Raw genomic sequence first — 21769 nt, forward strand, 5'->3', positions numbered from 1 at the left:
AAGCGCATGGCAGAGGTGCTCAATTCCCTATTAATCGACTGATCTGAATTCGGTGCTGAGAAGGAGGGTGTTATGATGGATTTTATCTCTATTGCGATCGGTAGCGTGGGGGCGGTAACTGGTTGGCTTGTCACCCACCAACTGTCATTGCGTAAAGACCGGCGCAATCATCAACTGCAATCGCAGCTGAAGTTTATCGAACGACAAATTGAAGAGTTCTACGGGCCTCTCGCAGCTTCTCTTTATGAGGGGCGAAGGACGTTTCGGGATCTTTTGGAGTGTTTGGGTCGAGAGTATGTTTTCTTGGATGACGAAGAGCTTCCTGAGGAAGAGCTTCGCATTTGGTTGTACTGGGCGGAGGCCGACTTTTTGCCAAGAAACGAGTACATCAAGAATCTAATAAAAGCTAAGGCTCACTTAATTGAGGGTGCAATTTTCCCTGATACGTTCGTGATTTTTCTGGATCACTGCAACTCGTGGGCAGTGCGCCATAAGCGATGGAAGGATCAGCAGGAGAAATATAACTGGCGGTCAACGGTCGAGTGGCCAGAGGAATTCGAGAGGCAAACGATTGCTACATTTCAGTCCTTGAAGCGCCGCCATTCAGATCTACTTGGTCAACTCGCGGTGGCGCCTGCTCTGAATTGAAAGCAGAAGAGTTTTCAACCCGCAACGATTTTGTACTTCCCGGCATATCAGGGCGTTGGATGCCTGACCCATCAAATTTGATCCATAGGTGTTGGTGCCGATGCAATCTTGACCAGCTGGGGGTGCGGATAAAACCATTCCAAGTTTTTATCCGCACCCCCTTCTGCTCAGTTTGACGCTGCCGCCAACAGCCTTGACGTTGACCTTCCCATCGAACACATTCCAAAGCGGAGACAGGATAATTCAGCCACAGGCGGGATTCCGCGAAAAACTCAAAGCGATGACAACAACACTGAAGGAACTTTTGGCACAACGAACGCAGCTGGATGCCGCGATTTCAGAGGCCCGGAAAGAGGCATCTGAGGATGCGCTGAGGAAAGTACACGAGCTGGTGGCTGAGTTTGGATTCACTGCCCAGCAAGTCTTCCCTTGGAAGCCCGTCGTCAAAAAGGTAGCCCAAAAATATCGTGACGAAAAAAGCGGCGCGACTTGGACAGGACGAGGTAGAGCGCCCGCCTGGATTGCCGGGAAGAACCGCGACGATTTCCTGATAGAGCGCCCAAGGACTCAAGAGGGCCCATTCCTAGCGGAGATGGCAGCTGAGTCCGCGAGAAGGCAGGACTGACTGTTGATTTCCGCGTAGAAGTGACCCACTAACCCCCAAGTAACAGTCGGTTGAAGTATCGGCGGGCGGCTCAGCCGCTCGAGCACGTTTGCGATCCCAAGAGCTTCAAGGGCGGCGCTCGCAGCGCCTCTCTTTTGTCTCCGAGGTGCCCGCTCAGGGCAAGGACTTCACGCCCTCAAAAGCCGCATTCAACGCAGCCTCAGCCGCCAGCAGCCGCTGCCGCGCTTCGCCCGACCACACGCGGTCTTTGGCCAGAGTGTCCTTGGCAACGGTCGCCATGCGCGTGACCTCCTGCGGCTGCGGCCCGCCTGTGCCGGTGCGTGTGGTCACCATGTCTGCGGGCGACAAAGCGCGGCGGAATGCGGCTTCACCCAGCGGCAGGCGCTGGTCCTTGAGGTCGTATTTCTTGCCCGCTTCGCGGTAGATGCGCACGGCTTCGGCGTACGGAAAATCCTTGGGGCGGATGTTGCGCGCCTTGGCAAACACCACCACGTCCGACGCAAAGTGGTGACCCACCCGGAACGGCACGCCATGGCTGCGTTGCAACGCCTCGGCCAATTCCATCGAGGTGGTCCACTCGGATTCGAGTTCGTCCAGTGCGCGTGCGGGGTCGATCCGCAGCGCGTCCAGCACATCGGCAAACTGCTGCAGCATCTCCACGCCTTGCACAAAGGTCTTGGCACTACCGGGGCTCCAGGTGTTCTTGTAGTCGATCATGCCGGGCGTGACGTTATGGGCGCGCCACAGCGATGCCTGGGCCGAAGCCACCACATCGCTGGCCTTGGCGCGGGTGTTCTGGATGATGCCCGGGTTCGCTTTCTGGGGCATGGCGCTGCTGGTGTAGGTCTTGCCGCTGGCCAATAGCAACCAGGGCCGGGTCTGGTGGTACTGGGTGTGCACGTCCTGCATGAATGCGCCCACGCGGATGGCGGTGGAGCTGGCGATGGATGTGGCCTCGATGGGAATGTCGTACGTGCTGATCTGCCCCGCGTCCAGCGAGTTCACGATGAGCCCGTCAAAACCCAGCAACTGCGCCAGGCGCTGCCGGTTGATGCCCCAGCTGGAGTTGGACAGCACCGCCGTGCCCATGGGGCTGAGGTTGATGCGGGCATAGGCCTCGCGAATGCGCGCCGAATCGCGCGCGAACGAGTCGGCCCAGGCCATCAGGTAGTGCCCATAGCTGATGGGCATGGCCTGCACGCCATTGGTGTATGCGGGCACAAAGGTAGCGGTGTGGGCCTGCGCCGTGTTGATGAGCCGTGCGCGCACCTGGTCCAGCGCATCGGCAAAGTCCAGCATTTCCAGGCGCAGCTGCGCGGCATTCAAGGTGGAGTGGATGTCCTGGCGGCTGCGCCCGGTGTGGATCAGCGTTGCCTCCGGGCCCACTGCATCCGTGATAATTTTTTCGACCTGCAGCACGTCGGTGGGGCGCTTGCCACCGGGTGTGGTGGCCTGGGTGATCGACAGCTCAACACCGCGCGCGATGCGACCCGCCTGGGCCTTGGGGATGATGCCCTGCTCGGCATTCACCACCGTCGATGCCATGTTGATGCGACCGAACCAGTAGAACGTGTCTTGCGATTTGGACAAGGCGCTGGTGGCGTCCCCTTTGACCACCCCCTGAATCTTGGCCACCTGCGCCTGGCACTCGGCCGTGGTCTTGCACGCGGTGTCGAGGTTATCGTCGAGTGCCGCCGGATCCCCTAGAGTCCATGGCAAGTACATCTTGAAGAACACGTATCAATAGCACTTGGGAGAACCAGCATGAGTCTTGCAGGCACGCGCTCCAGTCGCGGCGATATCTACCAAGTCTGTGTCGCCATGGACTGGGCGATTCGAATGATCAAGGACCCGACCCTGAACTGGATGGAACTCGACTCGACACGTGTCATCTCCGGGGGCATTCCAGCGCCGGTCGATGACCTCATTCTTGGCTGGATTACAGGTCAAGAGACCTGCTGCCAGTGCAAGAAGAACGAGCCCGGCTTCACGGCCTGGAAGGTCGCCGAGATTGAAGACGATCTCAGAAAGGCGGCTGAGCATTTGATGGCAGAACCGAACGCGAACGTTCGGTTCTACTCCCGTGCGGATTTTGGGGATCTGGCGCGGATGGTCGAGCGCGCACAGCAAACGCCGGACCTTGCGGCATTCCAAAGTGGCTTTCCGAAGACGCTGAAGCCGGAGCTGGCCAAGCTGGAGGCGGCGTGGAAAAGCGCGCTCGGGAAAGGCACGCACGACATCCATGCCTTGCTCAGACGGATCAGGTTCGATTTGACCCGTGGGCTGGGGGACTTCGAGGAACATCTCAAGCTGGATCTCGGCCAGCATGTCACACGAGTTACCGACGCCTACAACGCGTTATGGACTGTGCTCGATGGGTTAGGTGCACGCACCGCCGATCCGTCACTGGTTGCAGAGAAACATCGAATCACGCGGAGCGAGTTGCTCCAACTCCTCCAAGACAAGGGTTGCGCCATCGCGCCCCCACGTGCTCAAGTCGAGATCGAGGGCAAGCTCAAGGGCATGTCGAAGATTGGTCGAGAATGGCGACGCGAGATTTCCGGCAAGCGTGTCGAGCGCAAGGCGGTCACGGACTTGATGAAGGCCACGGCCACCAGCGGCAGCATCTTGCTGACCGATGGGCCGGGTGCAGGAAAGACCTGCGTGCTTTTGCATCTCGTCGATCTCCTGGAAGCGCGCACCGATATAGCAACGCTCTTCCTGCAGGCACGAGATTTCGCTGATGCCACTGATCATGATGGCCGGGTGGCCCTCGGTTTGGACCCTGACATCCCGGCACTAGTGTCGGCTATGTCGCAGTGGAAGCGTGTCATTGTCGTCGTGGACTCTCTGGATGTGCTCTCATTGAACCGCGAGACGCAAGGCCTCACCTTTTTCCTGAACCTCATTGATCGTCTGAGGGCGATTCCGAACGTCTGCGTGGTGGTGGCATGCCGCAGCTTCGATCTGCAATACAACCGAAAGCTGGCCGACAGACGCTGGGATCAAACGGTCGAGATCGGTCTGCTTGACTGGGACGCTGTGGTCGATCCGTTACTGCGCGAGCTGGGCGTGAATACGGCTGGGCTCGATGCAGTGACACAGGAACTGGTACGCAATCCGCGCAATCTTGCTCTCTTTACCGATATCGCGTCCAAGTCCACACGCAAGAACGTGTCCAGCGCACAGGAACTGACCGACAACTATCTCGACGTCTTGGTCGCTGGAGACCCAGATCTGGGCACCCCGGCGATGGTCGCTATTGAGACGATGGCCAAGGAAATGTTGACCCAGCGCCGTCATCAGCTGCGACGCAGCAGGGTGATAGCTGATGACGACGTACTGCGACGCCTGCGAAGTGCCAATGTGCTGTTCGAAAGCGATCGGGGTGACGTCGGGTTCGGCCACCAGACGTTGCTTGATGCGCTGGCTGTGCGGGACGCCGTCCGTCGTGGACTGAATCTGCTGGCGTTCATCCGGTCCTTGCAGCCGGTCCCGTTCATTCGGCCGGCGATCCGCGCGTTCTTCATTCACCTCCGGCTGAGCGACAGGTCAAGCTTCGGCGGGCAGTTGCGAGCCGTCTTCGACAGTGACGTCGCATTCCACATCAAGCGTCTGATCGCTGAGTCCTACGCCGTATGCGACCCGGACGATGATGACTGGAGCCTCATCAGGCACCTCTTTCGCAGGCATCAAGAGCACTTTCGGTCGATTTACGATGGCGGTCGAGAAGTCGCGTGGCACTACTTTTGGATGCGCAACTTGGTGCCCATGCTGGAAAGCGAGGGCGACGCCAACTGGCTGGGGCTTCACTTCTTGAAGCTACAGAGCTGGGCGAATGACGACCCTGAAGGCGTCTTTGCCTTCTGGACACGCTTCGCAGCATCCAGCCACGCAAAGGACAAGAACCTGCGCGCGCACTTTGGCTTCGCAGTGCGTGGCTTTGCGCATCTGGAGAAGGTGGATGCCCAGCCGCTCCTTGAATCACTAATTGAAACCCCGGCCACGGACTACGACCTACTCGGCAATATCCTGCTGCGATGGGCCCGACACGATCCTCGGGGCGACGCACTCCTCTGGCGCTATATCACCGGCGAAGTGCCGCGGCATCCCGCACGGGACCGCGAGATTGAGGAGAAGCTTCAGTTCGACGAGTCGCGTTTCCAGGTGGGAAAGGATCTGATCCAGCGTCTGGTCGATTCTGATGTGCTGCTGGGCTTGGCCGTGTCCACCCTAGAAACGTGGAGCAGGACTTTGGCCCTCGGACCTCGTGCCGCGCCTGGCGAAGTGGCTGACGGCCCCAACGATGAGCTGCGCGATGAGACTAGCTACTCGGTCACGCACTCGAACCATCAACTGCGGCATGTATCGTCCATTGCGAGGTTGGTGCAATGCGTGGAGGCTGCGATCCTGCGTCGCGCGAAGGCCCACGACGCCTGGTGGCAGTCCAACGGTCTCGGTATCTGCCTGAACGACTGTGGAGCACTTCGCTACATCGGGACGCTGGCGATGACCGAGTCTCCCGAGCGGAATGCCGAAGCTGCCAAGCAGTTCTTCGCCGATGATCGTCGCGCGGCTCTGACAGATCGCTATGAGTTGGGACGTTTGATCTCTGCGACGGCCCCCTATCTTGAAGACGCGCTGGAACTTGTTGAGCGGCACATCTTCCGCCGCCTGGCTGAGCATGAAGACGATGCTAAGCCCTGGGTGGAGGCCGAACGCTATGGCCTGATGAGTCGGATCCCGGTGCTGCTGCGCTCCGAGGCCGTGAAAGCAACCATCGCGCGGATGGCGGTCGAGTTGCCGCCTCCTGTTGAACAGCCCGAAATCTACTCATCCAGCGGCTTCGTCAGTGCACCGTACTCTGCGGACCAGGTGGTCGCTCTCAGCGACGATGCCCTGGTCACATTGGTGATCAGCAGCCAATCCCTCGGTGACGGCCCACGGGCATTCCGTGGATTCAGTGGTGGCTTCGAATCGGTCAATGCACTTCTGAGTGCCGTCGCAAGCAATGCGCCGCGCCGCTTCCTCGGATTGCTCGTAAAGCGCTGGGTTGATCTGCCCGAACGCTCCAAATCCGCGATGTTCGGCGGCGCTGCCAACTACCTTCTATACCGGTATGGCAACGTTCAGAACGCCGCATGGAAGGCCGAGGAGGATCTTGAACGCCCGGAAATTCTGGAATTGCTGCTCTCAGAGCTGGAGCGGCATCCGCAACACTGGGCCGGAAGCCGCGAAGGCGCAACGGCTCTGGCTGGCTGCGCATCGCAAGTCACAGAAGACGCCGACGTGGCCCGCGTGTTGTTCATGGCGCCTGCTCACGTCAAGGCAGAGGATCCGGCTTGCGGTGAGCGCCAGGATGACGACCTGATCTCCACGGCCATCAACAGTTCACGCGGGGAACTTGCCGAGGGGCTGCTCTCGCTGGCGAAGAACCTTCTCGCGGCTGAGCGGGAACTGCCACCGCTCATGGTCCCAGCGCTCAAGCGCCTGGCTCAGGACTGCCATCCCGCTGTGCGGGCCGCAATCATCCAGGATCTCGCGTACATCCAGACGAAGACCGAACTGGGTTGGGAACTGTTTGATGCGGCGTTCACTGATGAGGACCAACGCGTGTGGAAGTATGCGGCGCCGACGCTGTACTACGCCACGGGGAAGCTGTTCGCGCGCGCGAAGCAGTATCTCGACCGCATGGAGAAATCGCAGCTGCCGGTCGTGCTCAAGCCTTGGGGACGCCTGTCTGCGCTGGCGGTGCTTGAGGGGCAGATTCCGTTGCAGGTTTTGCTGAAAAAGTTAGCCGAGCGCGCGGAGGAGTCGGCCTGGGATGGCGCCATCTCAGTTTGGGTCGCAAACGCCGGTACCGCCCAGTTCGCTTCAGACTGCTTTGCCGGACTGACCGCGGCCGCCAGTCATTTGGTGGCGCAACCCTCGCTGATGCGTCGCATGAGTTCGCTGTTCCAGCGCCAAACGCCGACACCGCGAGTACCGCTGAGCCTGTTCCGTGCCCTCTACGTTTACGGCAATATGGGCACAGAGGGAGGCGACAATCTGCCGGCTCGCGTAGACGAATGGCTCAGTCGTCTTGCCGAGGCCGATCCCGAGCAGGCGCTGGAAATCTCCGAAATCGTCGCGGGGATCTGCAAGGCCAAGGACAGTACTCCGTTCTATGACCACCAGCCGCTCGGTACGCTGCTGACTTTGCTATTCAGTGAGGGCGAGGAACGCGAAGCCTCTGACAACGGCGAATTCCTGCGGCGAGTCGTGGCTCTTCAGGATGTGTTCCTGTCTATGCCGACCTCGGTTCTTAGCGAATGGCTGCGTGCGGCTGAGCGCCCAGATGCCTGACGCGAGCCGCGCAACCGAACTGACTGCCAGAATCATGCCCAAGGTAATCTCCGCGCCTGTTGAGAAGACCGAACTCCTCGACTACCTGAAATCGGTCTCGGACTTCAGAGTGGGTAAGACACCGGATGCATTCGGATTCGTTGATGACAAGGATTGAGCGAGCGCCAAGCAGCCCGGAATTCGACTAACAATCTATCCGGATTGGTTTATGAAGAGGCGGCGGTTTCTCGCGCTGGCGGCGGTGTGTGTCCGAATTTCTGGGCAATCACGCGCTGACCGGATGTAAGCGCCGGCCAGATGAGGTGGACCCGCGAAGGATCCATGTCAGCCAGGTTCGCCTTATGGCGGGCAGTCTTCAACGATATTTTGAAGAAGGTTGGACTGTGGTCGATCTTGTGTACCTGCAAGCGCCACAGAACCACGAACGCATATTTGGGAGTGAGATTTCCGTTCTTGCGATAGTAAGCCCATGCATTCGTGAGAATTTCATTGTTCTCAGCCGCCACCACGCGCTCCAACGCCTTGATGCAGACGTCGAAACGCATCTGCTGAAAGATGCGATTGATCTTTCTTTTCGCATCCTTCGGCGAGAGCTTTCGGCCCTTTTCGAACACACCCACTTCGAACCTCAGGATGCACTGGGAGCCCACCCAGAGCTGATTCCCGTTCAGCTCGTTCTCAATGAGGAAGTGGTATCGAAGATCCTCTTGTTCGCACAGTTGGCAAACTTCGCCGCGCTGCTCATGGTCAATTGTTTCCTCGGCAAATCTCCACTCATCGAAAGCCTCGGCGAGCGTCTGATTTTCGGAGAGCGGAAGGATGTTGTCGCGTACCCGCTGAGGAAAGTTCAGCATCGCTCTAAGTCCTTCGTTAGAACATCATTCAACACAGAGCTATCTACCGACGCTTTTTCCCACTCGGCCAGGGAAGCTCTCCGGTCAGTTCGGCAAGACCACCGTCATCCACAAGGCGTACGCCGAAGCGGGTGACCTCGACTTCTGGCAGATCCTCTTCGTCAAACCATAAGAGGGATAGCGTAGTGTCGGTGGGTTGGTAGTGCCTGGATAGCTCGAACATGTCGAGACCCTTCTCCCAGTTCTCAAACCATACGTTCTGAGCGACCTCATCCACACGGGTTCCACTAACACCGCCCGCCCTTATGTCGTACGCCACCGAACCAGGTGGAACCGGCGTCCGAGCAGGAATGCGGGCGTTTGCGTGGCGCAGGGTTGTGGACCGAGCGGCATACCTAACCATACCCCTGTCCATAGTGACGAACGCGCAGGGAATGCTCGCAAGATTCGCGTAGCGGGATGCTGCGGCAGGAAATGAGGTCTGGAACTCAGCAGCCATGAATTCAATGACCTCGAGCGAAGGATCGCCATCGGGCACCTTGTTCAACCACTGCTGGTACGGCATCAGCAGCTCGGCAGCGAACAGATCGCACATCACCTCATTAGAGTCCCGCTTTGAGAACGACCAGGACGGAACTTCGTCATGAGTTGATGGCAGTCCAAGCACGATATGGGCAAGCTCATGGCACACGGTGAACCGCTGCCGTCTCTCGCTCTCCAGCGAGTTCACATGGATGATGTGCTTGCCTTTGGGTGTTGTGATGGTGGAGCCTGACTCCCCCTTTCCCATCTCTTCTTTGATGACCTTGGCATTGGCGGCCACCAGATACGTGGAGAGATCAGTCTGAATGTTGGAGGTATCGACGCCCGCCACAAAGGCTCGAGCTCGTTGCAAGACGTCTGCTTCATCCATCTATTCGTCGTCCTCTTCAAAAGCTCTCCTGATTCGAGCGATTAAGGTGGCGGGGTCCGGCCGGGCTGTGCCGCGATGACGAACGCCAGCTGCCGCCGTGAATATGTCCGTGGCAATAGAGTCGTCGGCCAGAACATACCTCACCAAGTCGACATCTGTATCAGGGTGTTCCACCAGCCAGGAGATGACTTCGGCGTCTCGGTCACTTGGCTTCAAGACTTTCAAGAGCTTTTCGAGCAGCTCTTGTGATGGGCTTGCCTTCTCTCCGCTTTCCAGTCGATGAACGTAGGCGTGGTCGATGGTTGCCAGTTGGCCCAACTCCCGCAATGAGAGGGTGCGCCGTTCTCGGAGCTCGCGTAGCGCCGTTCCCAGGCCGGTTTGTGGCATGTGTTTTCCTGAATTCAAAGTAGGGGCCAGATTCCCAGTGTGCAGCCAATACGAATTGGCGGATGTCAGATGTTGTCGACTCAAGAATCAATGGACATAGAAAAGCGGTAGCCCTCTTGCAGGCAAAGATGATTTCGATATACTGTTGTCCAGCCAGACAACACGGCTCAAGCGTTTAACGGGGCACATTGTATTGGCAAGGTTGATGACCGTTGTTCCGTCTGGACAACAGACTTTGCCACAACGTCATCGCGTTCGCAATGCCAACCTACGGGTGCACCAATGACTACACAAAAGCAATTTACAGACCTCCTCTACGAGATTGAGCCCTCGACCTCCACCGTTAACGCCTGTTCCAGCGCACATACGACGCTGCGTGCCGCCCTGAAATCGGATGATGAGTTCGCCAAGGTTCATAAGACCGACTTCCTGTCTGGTTCGTACAAGCGGGACACCGCGATCCGTCCCCAGAAAATCGACGGCGTACTTCAGCGTCCCGACGTGGACATCATCGTGGTGACGAAGCACAGCAAGGACGATGACCCCGACGACGTACTCACCACCCTGGAGAAGGCTCTGCGCGACGCAGGCTACAAAAACGTCAATGTCAACCGCCGCTCTATCGCCGTAACGCTGTCCACGGTTGATATGGACGTGGTGCCCATCATCGAGAACGGGCTGTCTTACCTTATCCCGGACAAACAGCTCGGCCAATGGCTGACCACCAACCCTCCTGCGCATACACAGTGGACGATTGACGAGAACAGTCGCACGGGCGGCCGTTTCAAGCCGCTGGTTAAGCTCTTCAAGTGGTGGCGCCGCGTCAATCTCGCCGACCTGCGCCGCCCGAAGGGGTTCATCCTGGAGTGCGTGGTTTCGAAGTTCATGAGCACGACACAATCCAACTACGAGACATTATTTGTGGATCTGCTGGAGTCCATTCGCGACGATTACGCTGGCTACGCCGCGGCAGGCCTGGTGCCGTTCTTGGAAGACCCAGGGGTGGCCGGCAACAACGTGTTCTCTCATGTGACGGCCGACGAGTTTCAAACCTTCTATGACAAGGTCAAGGAGCATGCAAAGCTGGCCCGGGATGCCAAGAACGAGACGGACGACGACAAGGCACTAAAGAAGTGGCGCGAGGTCCTGGGGTCCTGCTTCCCCGCAGCTGCCTCTTCCCGCTCTGCCGCGTCGTCGCTGGTGCGCCCGGTTGTCGGTGTGGGGCTTTCGTTCCCGGCAGTGGCCGCAGTCCCCAACAAGCCGAGCGGGTTCGCATGATGTCGCCGTTGCAGGCCCAGCCCAGTCGGATGGTGCGCGAGGCGCGCCTTCTGCAGGCTCTCCCATCCGAAATTGACACCTTCAAACTGAACGGCTGGGGTAAGACCCGAACTGGGAACCTGTGTGCGTACGTTCAGTTCAGGGTTGGCGACTGGATCTTCGATGGGGTACTGGTGTATCCATCCCTGTTCCCTGACGTGCCCGCCTTCATCCGTCCACGGCATGCTGAGAATCGGGTGAGCCGGCACCAGTTTGGTGGCGATGGGGTGCTATGTCTGGAGTACGGCCCAGACAACTGGGTTTCGACATTTACTGGTGCCGATCTGGTTCGCAGCGCACATAAGCTCCTTTGGAGCGAGCTCATCAGCTACACCTCACCTCGACGGCTCAAGGCGCCGCTGTCGCGCCACGAACAGAACGCAGCGCAAGAAGCGCGGTTCAAACCGTACCGCTTCGTCCTGTCGACCGGGTTTCAGGAACTGCTGCGAGCACGCGCTGCCCCTGGCCTGTATCCACTCGAAATACATCTCTCCTCATTAGACGGCGTCCGGGTCGCAGTTCCAACCTGCATCGGCGACGTATCAAAAATGCAGGTGGCGGAAGTGCCTGCTAGTGGCTGGCCAGGCGCCTGTGTTCAAGCCGGTTGGCTTGTCATTGCTCAGGGTGAAGCTCTGCACTCGGTTGATCTCAATCTGCAGGCGTTAAGGGCCCAACTCGGAGAACTCTGGCCCATCGGTGCGCGCGATGCCAACCTTGCTCACGAATACTTCATCGTGGTGCACAGCCCTACGAATAAGCTCCGAGCGTTTCAGGTGGATGCTTCCGAGCGCCTCACGGAGTATCACCTGCTAGATTTTTCCAACGACAAGGGTGGCCGACTGCCCGACAGCTTTCGCCCGCTCGCAGACGCTCATGTCGCTATCGTGGGTGCTGGGTCTCTGGGAGGAAAGATTGCAGTATCCATGGCGCGTGCAGGTGCTAGGAGATTCACCTTGGTGGACGAGGACATTTTGGGTGCTGCGAACCTTGTGCGCAACGCTCTGGATTGGCGGTCTGTGGGCTTCAACAAAGTAGATGCACTCAAGCGCGACATTGAGTTGGTGGCTCCGGGCGTGATGGTGGAAGCCACTCAATTGAACATCGGCGCACAAGAGAACCCCGGGGTCATGGCACGGTTGTACGACGCTCTGACCGAATGCAGCCTCGTGATTGATGCAACTGCCAATCCCCACGCATTCCTGACGCTGTCGGCACTATGCAAGTCGGCGAAGTTGCCCATGGTCTGGGGGGAAGTCTTTGCGGGTGGTTTTGGCAGTCAAATGGCGCGCAGTCGGCCAGGCCTGGATGGAGACGCGGCGTCCATACGCGCATGCATTCACGCCTACATGGCGCAGCTCGAACCCGTGCCAGGCCAAGAAGCGCATGATGCTCGGCGCTATGCCACGGCCGTTGATGGTCAGGTGCTCGTCGGTAGCGATGCAGATGTGTCGGCCCTAGCCGCCTCAATGACGCAATTCGCCATCGACACGCTGTGCGCCGGAGAACAGTCTGAATATCCGGTCGCAGCTTACTTGATGGGCTACCGCAAGTTCTGGGAGTTCAAGCAGCCATTCGACACGATACCCATCGATTGCTCGGCCACCCTGCTCACGCCCGAGAAGGTGCAGTTGCTTTGTCCTGAAGACGCGCAAATCCTCGAGGTGTTGCAGTCGGCGATGGAGGGCAGCCCTGGTGTTGCAGCTGATACTGCCAGCTGATGTGCAAACCACGCTAATCCGAGCTTTGACGCACGCGGGGGTACGAGAATGCGGCGGCGTGCTTCTGGGTGAGCATGTGGGCATTGACCAGTTCGCAGTCCGGATGGTCACCGTGCAGCGGCCTGGAACCGTCGCAAGCTTCGTGCGGAGCCTTTCTGGCGTCGCAGCCTCGATCAAGCGCTTCTGCGCCAAGCAGGGCAACGACTTCCGGCGGTTCAACTACCTGGGCGAATGGCATTCACATCCGAGTTTCTCAGTGCAACCGAGCTCGACAGATCACGGCTCAATGTTAGACATCGTCACCAACCGCCAAGTGCAAGCGAACTTCGTGGTCTTGTTGATATTGAAGCTGAACACATCTGGGCAACTCGAGGGTAGTGCGCACACCTACCTTCCAGACGGAAGATTCGGCCGCTCAACTCTTGTGTTCGAAAGCTGCAGATGAATTCACCACTTTTCCAGCCGCAGGCACTTGGCGGCGTGGTCGCTCGAAGCGGATTCGAGTACCAAGACGCCTACCTGCTGGAGAGCATTCCACGCCTTCTGGCAGAGACCGCCTTCAGCCATGCAGTCAGCGAGCTTCTTGGTGACATTGAGTTCCGCTACTTCCGACCCGGCGGCGGGACTTACTGCATCACGTACGAGGCTAAGCGACATCAGCTCAGCAAAGTAGAGTTCTGGAGTGAGGTCGCCCACTTCAAGGAATTGCACGATACAGCTCAGGACGAGTATGTGCAGTTTGTGCTTCTGTGTGGCGGCTTTGTCGCTGAGTTCGCGCCGCTGTTCAACAAGCTTGCGCGCTACCGTGGCCCCGCTGAGGCCCTGAATCAAGACTCCTCTATCCGCATCGCTGCTGCAGCGGATATCGTGGATTCCATTGTCAAGCTGGGTCAGACGTCGGAGCTTGCCACGTTCGTTCTGGAGCGCGTGGCCTTCGTTCAATACAGTGACGCCCAGGTTGGGGCTGGCTTTGGTGCGACCATGGGCAAATACCTCCCTGAACTGGACCTGCGTCGCCAAGAGGAGGACGCCTTCCGTGCTAAATGCAAGGAGCTCGTGGCCCAGTCAGTGAAGGGCGTTGTCTATCGTAAGGACATCGAACAAGCCCTCATGGACAGCGTGCCAGGGGTGGCAGAACGTTGGCGAGCCAAGCCATCCGCCTTGCAGCTATCAGATCTGGGCTTTGCTCTCGGCCCCATTGGCCTGGACGTGTCGGCCTTCAACGGCCCCAACAGAGGAACTGCTGGTCAAACGGCTTGGGAGCAACTACAGCGCAGTCTGGCGGAAATGGGGAAGTTCGTGCTGACCAGTCGGCCGCGCCGCGGTATTAGCCTCACAGCCAAGCATCGTATGTCGACGGCTTGCCTGTTGGGGCACACCTTCTCGGCAACATGCAACTTCACGCTCACAATGGAACACAACGGCCAGTTCTTTGACACGTCGGTTCACACGCAGGCAAAAGAGCAGTTCTTTGCTGACTATGAGAGTGCTTTCACCTCGACTGGGCTGGAGGGGGTGGTCTCCATCAGCTTCCCTAACGGCTCGAATGCGGATGTCGACGCTCAGGCTGAGGCATTCGGCCTGGACACATCGCCAAAGCTGTCGCTGACCTCCAGTTCCGTTGTCTCGGACATCGCTACCCTGAACCGGGCAGTGCACGAAGCCAAGGTGAAGTTGGCCGAGTTCCGTGGTCAGCATCAGTTGAGCTGCATTCACCTCTTCATCAAGGCGCCCTCCGTTTTTGCGATGGCGCTTGGCCACCGGCTCAACGGAATCGGTGCCATTCAGCTGTACGACTGGGACCAGGGAAAGTACATACCCACGGTCCGGCTTCGATAAACGCCCTCAGACCTTGGGCTTGACCAAGATTAAATCAGACTCCTCAATCCCGCTACGCAGATGGAGTTCCGGCGTCGACTCTTCTGGTATTCCCTCGAGCATCAAAGCATTTTTAGCTTGCCTGAACGCATTGGGAATTGACTTGCCAAAACCAATAGCGGAATAGAACTGTGAGGCAAATACACGTGCTGCTGTGTCGCCAATTTCCTGATTCATACCGATGGCAGCATCTACGTATTGAGTGCAGGCGGCTGCTTGGTTGTACGAATGGCATGTGTTAAAGAACACCAGCCGAACAGAGTCAAAAAGCTCAAATGTACCCACTAGGCTTGCTAGAGAAACGAAGACTGCATCACCGTTACGGTCCTGCAGAACCAACTCGTCTTGGTTCGTGCCATGCCCACTAAAGTGGACAACAGTAGGTCCCAGCTCATTCATGTACTGAAGAATGTCTCCAGACCGCAAAGCCCAGCGTGACTCTAGTTTGACGGCATCGCGGTGATCTGAGAGACGGATTTTTTGCTGAATCTCTCGTACCTCTTCGTCCAAAAGAAGCCTGCGGTCGGACGCTGTTGCCGGATCAGTAGCGAAGAACGCGACCACGATTTGCTCGGGCAATGCACTTAACAGATCAACGCGTGCAATGGTCTCGCGATGAAGTACCTCGTGCTGCATCAGACTCGATTTCATCGTTCGCAACTGCATCTGCTGAGCAGCCTGCTGGCGCTTTTGCTCCTCATTTCTTTTTTTCAGCGCTTTCGTCTCTTCGCTGTCCAACCGCCCTTGAGCCGCCCCAAGCTTTTTCTGCTCGTCCGCGATCTTCTTCTCTAGCTTAGCCACCTCACGCTCATGTTTTGCTTGCTCTTCAGCATATAGACTTGCCTCGCGCAATTTACTTTGAAGGGTTGAGGTAGTGCTGGTTTTGCTCGCAGCAGATCGTGCGCTAAGAGATTTTTTACCTGCGTCGGCAGCCTTTTGCACCTCTCTTGCCTTTTGTTCCATTGCTTTTGCAATGCCGTCCCGAACCTGGGCTACCTGGCGTCGGTACATATCCACACTCATTTACTCTCCTCTATGGCACCGAATCAATTCAAAGTTGAATCGGCTAATCATTCCTATCTCATAGCACTGAAGATCTTATATGTATCAAGCTCTGCGATCGGCCGCTTTGCCGCAGTGATCGGTCGGTCACGATGGAAGCATGACAGACTGCAACCGCTGCAAAGGATCCCAAGCTGCAGGTTCCGCAATAACAAGCATCGCTCTCACTAAGCATCTTTCTTCACCAAGACGAAGACAAGGGTGTTCAGGTAACAATTTTCTTGCCTGCATCTCCCCCCTGTTGTAACGTTTCTTCATAAGTTCATGCAGTCGAAATGGAGGGACTATGCCCTCGCGATCGCGGGGGACGTCGATGCGCAAAGCGCCGACATCGGTGAGAACGGTCTTGGCGCTCCTGCCATTGCGGTGATTGGTGGCAGCCCCTTCGGGTTTGGCCTGACCGGGCGCGTAGCCCAGGTGGTGACTCATCTCGGCGCCCAGTGCGCGCTCCAATACGGCCTTCTTGAACTGCTGGAAGATGCCCTCAAGCTCGGCTGGCGTCACCGGCCCGGGGATCAGTTGCTCAAGCGCTGCGGCTGAGAATTGTGGCTGCGCCGCCTTGTCCGCTGCTGCGGTTGTCTTCGTCTTGCGTGGCATTCATGCTCCTTGTTGACATGCTATGCCTCACACACAAAACTTCTGACAGGCTCCGAAGTCCAGGTTGGTGGTGATCACCACGCTCGTGTGTTCGTACAGCTTGGAGAGCAGGTGGAACAGCAGCGCTCCGCTGGCTTGACTGAACGGCAGGTAGCCCAACTAGTCCAGCATCACCAAGTCCATGCGCAACAGGCCATTGGCGATGCGCCCAGCCTTGCCTTGAGCCTTCTCCTGCTCCAGCGCATTGACCAGGTCGACCGTCGAGTAGAACCGCACACGCTTGCCTTGGCGCGTGATGCCTGAGACGCCCAGCGCAGTCGCCAGATGCGTCTTGCCCGTGCCCGGTCCGCCAACCAGCACGGCGTTGTGGGCGGCTTCGGTGAACTCCAGCGTCGCCAGCTGTTGGATCAGCTTCTGGTCGACCACCGAGGCAGCGAAGTCGAAGCTCGCCAGATCGCGGTGCACGGGGAAGCGCGCCGATGCCATCTGGTACTGAACCGATCGCATCGCCCGATCCGTGGTCTCGGCCTGCAGCAGATGCTCGATCAGCAAGCGCGAGCCATCCAGACCCGATAATGCCCCAAGGTAGGATATTCGTGGGCTTGGTTCTGGATGTTTCCGTCACCCACGCTGTCCTTCGATCCGCGAAGCGGCGTAGAGCGGCGCCACCAGTTGTGTGAATACCGCGTGCAGCGAGCGCTGAAGAAAGTGATACCGCTGGCGCGAATTTGCAAACCGGTTTCCGTTCACACCCTGCGCCTCTCATTTGCTGAAAGCAGGCACCGAGATCCGAACCGTGCAAGAGTTGTTGGGGCATTTAGAAGTTTCGACAGCGATGATATATACCCATGCGCGGAAGGTGGCGGTGGGCGGGACGGCAACCCCGCTGGATGCCCTCTGCCCGGGGCATTGAGTGTCCGCATTGAGGTTCGCGGACAAACGCCCACGTGTGCCTTTTGCTCTAATTTCAGGGCCTGAGTGCAACTTTCGCTCACGATCACAAGGCGCCCCATGCCATCCATCCCAGCACTCGACCGCTTTGATATCGCCATCCTGGACATCCTGCAGACCGACAACATCACGCCGCAGCGTGTGATTGCGCAGGCAGTCAACCTGTCGGCACCCGCTGTGCAGCGGCGCATTCAGCGGCTGAAAGACAGCGGCGTGATCCGCGCCAACGTAGCCGTGCTGGACCCGGTGAAAGTGGGCAAACCGCTGACCATCGTGCTGGAGGTGCACCTGGAAAACGAGCGCGCCGACCGCACCGCCCCGCTGCGCGCGCGCATTGCCGGCGAAGACGCCGTGCAGCAGTGCTACAGCGTGGCGGGCGAGGCCGACTATCTTCTGGTGGTCACCGTGGCGTCGATGGACGACTATGACGCGCTGACGCGGCGGTTGTTTGAGGGGGATGACAACATCAAGCGGTTCAGAGCATCGGTCGCGCTGGCCAGCTTGAAGACCGGGCTGCGCGTGCCGCTGGACGTTGCACTGGCAGACGGTAGCCCGTAGGTCGGTTGAGCCCGGCTTTATGAAATATTGGGGCGGCACCCGCTGCCTTAACGCCGTTCATTGGCAGCAGCTAAAGCGCCGCGCGAGTTCGAAACTAACACGCGCATGTTGTTGATCATGCGCGTGGTACGCAGACTCCAGCCAAAGGGCCTCGCACCAGACGCTGAATGTCATTGCGTTCATCCACCGAAAGCAAGCACCCGGTGTGACCTCTGCGAAAGCGTACCCCGGGGCGGCATTTTATCGGTGGAAACCGCCGAAATCAACAGTAGCCTTTTATTGGTTACAGCCCACACCGTTTTCGAGCCAATCGGTCAGCCACCAAGCATTGCGCACCACCCGAAGCAAAAACGATTGTGGCCGGAAGCGGTTGATGATCAGGTACATTGGCAAGCGGCAGATGATGAAGCAGCGCAAGGCAATCGCCATCCCCGCGCGCCATTCTGTCGGGCACAGTTGCTGCCCCGATGCTGCCTGCAAGGCCAGCCGATGCTCTTCCATTGCACCTGCGGCAATCGGTCCCTTTTCCTGTTCTGGCAGCACGTGGCACAACAATTCGGCAAGATCGTATTGGGGCAGCCCTACCGTGGCCAGCTCCCAGTCGTAGGCGCACAGTTCTAACCCGCCCGCGGTCGACCAAAACGCTAGGTTCCGGGGATTGAAATCGTGGTGTATCAGGGTACGTGGCATGTCGAATGTAGTCGGCAGCCATTGCGCCATGCTGTCGATCCACCCAAGCTGCGCGCTTCCAGTGTCGCGCCCCAACAGCTGCGCGAGGCGCCCGCCCACATACTCGGCCAGCGCGCGCCAGAGTGACTGCATCGCCAGTAAGTCGGGTCCGCAAGCCTGGTAGGCAATCCAGCCAGTTGCCAGCAATTCCTGCTCTCGCCCCAGCCATACTGCATGGATGTCGCCCAGGCCGCGTACCGCCGCATCGAGACGTGCCGCGCTCCACGGCACACTATGCGTGTGCTCGTCCGAGAGTTGCGCGTCGTGCAGGTAGGCGTACAGCATGCCGCTGATGCCGTCTTGCGCATCGGGCAAGATGGCGAGTGTGGCTGGCATGTGGCGCGCGATGCGCGCGTCGTGCATCAGTCCGATGGCGCGCTCGCGCGCCACCGAGCGTTGGTATGGCATGCGGTGTAAATGTTCGCCGAACGCAAGCGCCAGGTCGGCGCTGCACAGCGCTGCGGTGGCGAGCATCAGCGCATCCTGTTCGCCGTCGGCGGGCTTGAGCTTGAGCACAGCGTTCAGAATCGTCGCGCCCGCGCCCGAGGCTGTCTCCAAATCTCCCTGACAGTGCCACAGGCCGGTGCGCCCGCCGCTGCGGATGGCCGCCAGCTCGCTCAGGATGCTGGTGTCGCCGCCCATCGGCGTAGCACTGAAGTTGTTCAGCTTCAAGCCTGCCTGGCCGGGCGCGGCGCGCAGCGTCCCCTCCAGCATGGCGTGCAGTCGCGCCGTGCCCGGTTCAGCCACAGCTGGCAGCTCGCTCGGCGGCAGGAAGGCGGTCTCCAAATAATTGGCGAAGTAGCGATTGAGCAAGCGCGCGTCCAGCCTCGGTATCGTGATGACTTGTTGCTCCAACCATTGTTGAGACGCACGTGAATGGATGCGGCTACGGGTCGGCTCCAGGAACAATTCGAGCTGGCGGCGCCCGCCTAGACTCTGCGGCCGCGCCAGGAAAAATGGACGCAACACGCGCAGGTCGGATGCGTCGTGCTTGCCCATGTTTTCCACCTGTGCAAGCCAGTCGTCCAGCGGCACCAGTTGCAGCGGATAGCCACGCAGGCGTAGCGACAGAACCAGCTCGCGCCAGCTGCGCGGCGCATCGTGCTGCAAATGCAAGACGCGCACCACGCCCGGCGCGGCACCGTGTACGAACCCGGAAGTGGCCATCGCGCACAGTACCTGCGCGGCCGTATCGACCGGCACGCAATCAATTTGCCAGTCGATATCGGCGGCGATATTGCTCTGGGTACTGCCGCGTATCGCCCGCGAAATCAAGTCTTGCTGGTTCGATTCGCCGCTCCGGCTGTGGCCGCAGATTAGGCCCGAGCGAAGTATGCCCACGGCCAGTCCGCGCGCTGCAGCAGCGCGCAACAGGGATTCGGCGACACATTTTGCCTGGGCGTACCCGAGTGACATGCTGCCCACGTACGGCGCCATGTCAGTGCTCTCATCGACAGCATCCGGTCCGTTCGGCACATAGCACACGGCCAGCGTCGACACCACATACAACGCCTTGCCACGCAACCGGCAGGCAAGCCGGATCGCGTTGAGCGTGCCGCTCACATGGCTGCCACGCAGGCGCATATAGGGCTTTATCCAGCTCACTTCTGCCGCGCCATGGATCACTGCATCGACGTCGGCGGCCAGCGCGTCGAACCGCGCCTCGCTCAAACCGTAATTCGGCTCGGCGACATTGCCGCGCATGCAGCTTACGCGCCCCCTCGCCGCCTGCGTTTCCGCCTCGCTCAGGCGGGCGCGGCGCACTGCGTCGGCCATGCGCCGCTCGGCATGGGCGTGGTCGTCCGCGCGTACCAAGCAAACGATGTGCCAGTCGGTCGCGCGTAGCAATTCGCCGAGCACTTGCGCGCCAAGAAAGCCCGTGGCGCCGGTCACAAACACGCGGCGTATCGACAACGCCGGCGCCGATGCCGGATAGATGTCGGCGCTCAATTGCGCATCCAATATCATTTGCGAATCCTGCAATGTGTTCACGGCATTCCTATTCTCGGCTGTTGCGAAAGGCAGTGTTCCAGTGCACATACAAATTGCGCACGTGAGCTGGATTTTTCCGTAAGGTCGTCGATACGCCAGTCACTGGTCGAGGTCGGCGCTCGTACATAGATGTCGATCTCGATGGCACGGGCATGAAAACCGAGCCTTGGATCGATAGTGGCAGGAATCACGATGAACAGTGGCACCATCGGCGCCTGTAGGCTGGTTGCCAGATGAAAAGCGCCCTTGTTGAAATGGCCCATCTGCCCGTTCGAGATGCGCGCCCCTTCGGGACTGAGGAACACCGACTCACCACTGCGGCGCTGTTCCGGGAGCGTTTGTAGCATGGTCCAGAATATCCCGGTCAGATAGCCGATGATGCCCAGCGGGACCAACTTGCGCAGATATCCGCTGAGGAAGAAGCGCGTATTCAGCATGCCGAGCGCGATCAGCACGAACATGTCCAATGTCGAGGTATGGTTGGCAATGTAGACGGCTTGCCCGGCCGGAAATGGAAGTGGCCGGTGCACTCGCAAACGAATGCCCCACAGCCTCAGCACCAGCTGACCCATGGGCACAAGAATGCGCTCGCTGTGGTAACGGCGCAGCGCGAAGCCGGTCAGGCACGCGACCAGCAGCATCCTCAACGCGCAGGCAGTGATCAACAGCAGCGTGACGACCGCGCGCAGCACAAACACGAGCTGAATGGTTACGGCGCGCGGCGACATATGATGGTTTGCATCGCCCGATTGAGGCGGCTCTCGAATAGGAGCACCGGGGACAGCAAGATCTGGCCCAGGAAGTACGGCAGGATCGCGCGGTCGAGGTTGAGCCCGCGTCCGCGCAGCAGCTTGAAGGCAAACCCGGCAAACAGATAGAAATAGGATGGGAACGCGCCCCACGGCAGATGTTCCTCCACCACCAGGCCATGCTTTTTCGCCATTACCAACAAGCTTGAGCGGCTGTAGAGCGCGGATGCTGGTGCGCTTGCAGCCCCGGCCAGTGCTCGCGATACGGCTGATAGCTGAGGCTGTGCAGACGCGGCACCTCGATCACCAGTCGGACATCGGCTCCCAGTAAGTCGCGGCAGCGGGCCAGGGTCGCATTCGGGTTGTAATCGTGTTCGAGGAAATGCCACATGGTGATGAGCGAGTAACCACGCTCGAGCAAGGTTTGCTCGGCCAAGAAACCACAG

The 21769-nt window shown here is 59.0% G+C and carries 18 protein-coding genes and 2 pseudogenes; 9 read left to right on the forward strand and 11 right to left on the reverse strand.

Going from position 1 to position 21769, the window contains the following annotated elements; genetic code table 11:
• Positions 1-72 precede the first annotated feature (72 nt).
• Together AC2YJX_RS24510 and AC2YJX_RS24515 are read left to right on the forward strand one after the other, a co-directional pair.
• Positions 73-648, forward strand: a complete 576-nt coding sequence (locus AC2YJX_RS24510; RefSeq protein ID WP_487257530.1) for a hypothetical protein — start codon at positions 73-75, stop codon at positions 646-648.
• A gap of 193 nt (positions 649-841) precedes the next feature.
• Entirely contained in the window at positions 842-1273 is a 432-nt protein-coding gene (locus AC2YJX_RS24515) for an H-NS histone family protein (protein WP_487257531.1), read from the forward strand.
• Between the two features lie 153 nt (positions 1274-1426).
• On the opposite strand, the gene AC2YJX_RS24520 is transcribed toward AC2YJX_RS24515, so the two are convergent.
• Positions 1427-2998, reverse strand: a complete 1572-nt coding sequence (locus tag AC2YJX_RS24520; RefSeq protein WP_487257532.1) for an argininosuccinate lyase — start codon at positions 2996-2998, stop codon at positions 1427-1429.
• Between the two features lie 39 nt (positions 2999-3037).
• On the opposite strand from AC2YJX_RS24520, the gene AC2YJX_RS24525 reads away from it, so the two are divergent.
• A complete protein-coding gene (locus AC2YJX_RS24525) occupies positions 3038-7618 on the forward strand; it encodes an NACHT domain-containing protein (protein WP_487257533.1) in 4581 nt (1526 codons plus the stop codon).
• A 206-nt stretch (positions 7619-7824) separates the two neighbouring features.
• On the opposite strand, the gene AC2YJX_RS24530 is transcribed toward AC2YJX_RS24525, so the two are convergent.
• The 3 genes from AC2YJX_RS24530 to AC2YJX_RS24540 are packed head-to-tail and all read right to left on the reverse strand — an operon-like array spanning position 7825 to position 9772.
• Positions 7825-8472 (reverse strand): hypothetical protein, encoded by a 648-nt coding sequence (locus AC2YJX_RS24530; protein WP_487257534.1) that lies wholly within the window; start codon positions 8470-8472, stop codon positions 7825-7827.
• 43 nt (positions 8473-8515) lie between these two features.
• Positions 8516-9385, reverse strand: a complete 870-nt coding sequence (locus AC2YJX_RS24535; RefSeq protein WP_487257535.1) for an ImmA/IrrE family metallo-endopeptidase — start codon at positions 9383-9385, stop codon at positions 8516-8518.
• Complete coding sequence (locus AC2YJX_RS24540) at positions 9386-9772, reverse strand: helix-turn-helix domain-containing protein (protein ID WP_106447559.1); 387 nt, start codon at positions 9770-9772, stop codon at positions 9386-9388.
• Positions 9773-10054: 282 nt separating this feature from the next.
• On the opposite strand from AC2YJX_RS24540, the gene AC2YJX_RS24545 reads away from it, so the two are divergent.
• The 4 genes from AC2YJX_RS24545 to cap4 are packed head-to-tail and all read left to right on the forward strand — an operon-like array spanning position 10055 to position 14646.
• Positions 10055-11050: an SMODS domain-containing nucleotidyltransferase gene (locus AC2YJX_RS24545; protein WP_487257536.1), complete on the forward strand. Its 996-nt coding sequence runs from the start codon at positions 10055-10057 to the stop codon at positions 11048-11050.
• Positions 11047-12807, forward strand: coding sequence for a ThiF family adenylyltransferase (locus AC2YJX_RS24550; RefSeq protein WP_487257537.1), 1761 nt, complete (start codon positions 11047-11049; stop codon positions 12805-12807). The genes AC2YJX_RS24545 and AC2YJX_RS24550 overlap by 4 nt, the downstream gene beginning before the upstream one ends.
• Before the next feature lies 1 nt (position 12808).
• Positions 12809-13252, forward strand: a complete 444-nt coding sequence (locus AC2YJX_RS24555; RefSeq protein ID WP_487257538.1) for a Mov34/MPN/PAD-1 family protein — start codon at positions 12809-12811, stop codon at positions 13250-13252.
• The gene (gene cap4 / locus AC2YJX_RS24560; RefSeq protein ID WP_487257539.1) at positions 13249-14646 is read left to right on the forward strand and encodes a CD-NTase-associated endodeoxyribonuclease Cap4; all 1398 of its coding nucleotides are present in this window, start codon (positions 13249-13251) and stop codon (positions 14644-14646) included. The genes AC2YJX_RS24555 and cap4 overlap by 4 nt, the downstream gene beginning before the upstream one ends.
• A gap of 6 nt (positions 14647-14652) precedes the next feature.
• Here cap4 and AC2YJX_RS24565 read toward each other — a convergent pair whose 3' ends face one another.
• From AC2YJX_RS24565 to AC2YJX_RS24575, 3 genes and pseudogenes are all read right to left on the reverse strand, one after another.
• A complete protein-coding gene (locus AC2YJX_RS24565; RefSeq protein ID WP_487257540.1) occupies positions 14653-15696 on the reverse strand; it encodes a CHAT domain-containing protein in 1044 nt (347 codons plus the stop codon).
• 327 nt (positions 15697-16023) lie between these two features.
• Positions 16024-16344, reverse strand: a pseudogene (locus AC2YJX_RS24570) (transposase); the annotation flags it as partial.
• Between the two features lie 54 nt (positions 16345-16398).
• Positions 16399-16893, reverse strand: a pseudogene (locus AC2YJX_RS24575) (ATP-binding protein); the annotation flags it as partial.
• 247 nt (positions 16894-17140) lie between these two features.
• On the opposite strand from AC2YJX_RS24575, the gene AC2YJX_RS24580 reads away from it, so the two are divergent.
• Both AC2YJX_RS24580 and AC2YJX_RS24585 read left to right on the forward strand, forming a co-directional pair.
• The gene (locus tag AC2YJX_RS24580; protein WP_487257574.1) at positions 17141-17257 is read left to right on the forward strand and encodes an integrase; all 117 of its coding nucleotides are present in this window, start codon (positions 17141-17143) and stop codon (positions 17255-17257) included.
• A gap of 98 nt (positions 17258-17355) precedes the next feature.
• Entirely contained in the window at positions 17356-17853 is a 498-nt protein-coding gene (locus AC2YJX_RS24585) for an Lrp/AsnC family transcriptional regulator (protein ID WP_487257541.1), read from the forward strand.
• Between the two features lie 276 nt (positions 17854-18129).
• Here AC2YJX_RS24585 and AC2YJX_RS24590 read toward each other — a convergent pair whose 3' ends face one another.
• From AC2YJX_RS24590 to AC2YJX_RS24605, 4 genes are read right to left on the reverse strand one after another with little or no spacing between them, the layout of a single operon-like run.
• Positions 18130-20574: a thioester reductase domain-containing protein gene (locus AC2YJX_RS24590; protein ID WP_487257542.1), complete on the reverse strand. Its 2445-nt coding sequence runs from the start codon at positions 20572-20574 to the stop codon at positions 18130-18132.
• Complete coding sequence (locus AC2YJX_RS24595) at positions 20571-21302, reverse strand: lysophospholipid acyltransferase family protein (protein WP_487257543.1); 732 nt, start codon at positions 21300-21302, stop codon at positions 20571-20573. The genes AC2YJX_RS24590 and AC2YJX_RS24595 overlap by 4 nt, the downstream gene beginning before the upstream one ends.
• Positions 21284-21517 carry a hypothetical protein gene (locus AC2YJX_RS24600; protein ID WP_487257544.1) on the reverse strand — a complete coding sequence of 78 codons (234 nt, stop codon included), beginning with the start codon at positions 21515-21517 and terminating at the stop codon, positions 21284-21286. The genes AC2YJX_RS24595 and AC2YJX_RS24600 overlap by 19 nt, the downstream gene beginning before the upstream one ends.
• A complete protein-coding gene (locus tag AC2YJX_RS24605; RefSeq protein WP_487257545.1) occupies positions 21517-21759 on the reverse strand; it encodes a methyltransferase domain-containing protein in 243 nt (80 codons plus the stop codon). The genes AC2YJX_RS24600 and AC2YJX_RS24605 overlap by 1 nt, the downstream gene beginning before the upstream one ends.
• Positions 21760-21769 lie beyond the last annotated feature (10 nt).

The sequence above is a fragment of the Acidovorax sp. SRI_002 genome (assembly GCF_057586455.1).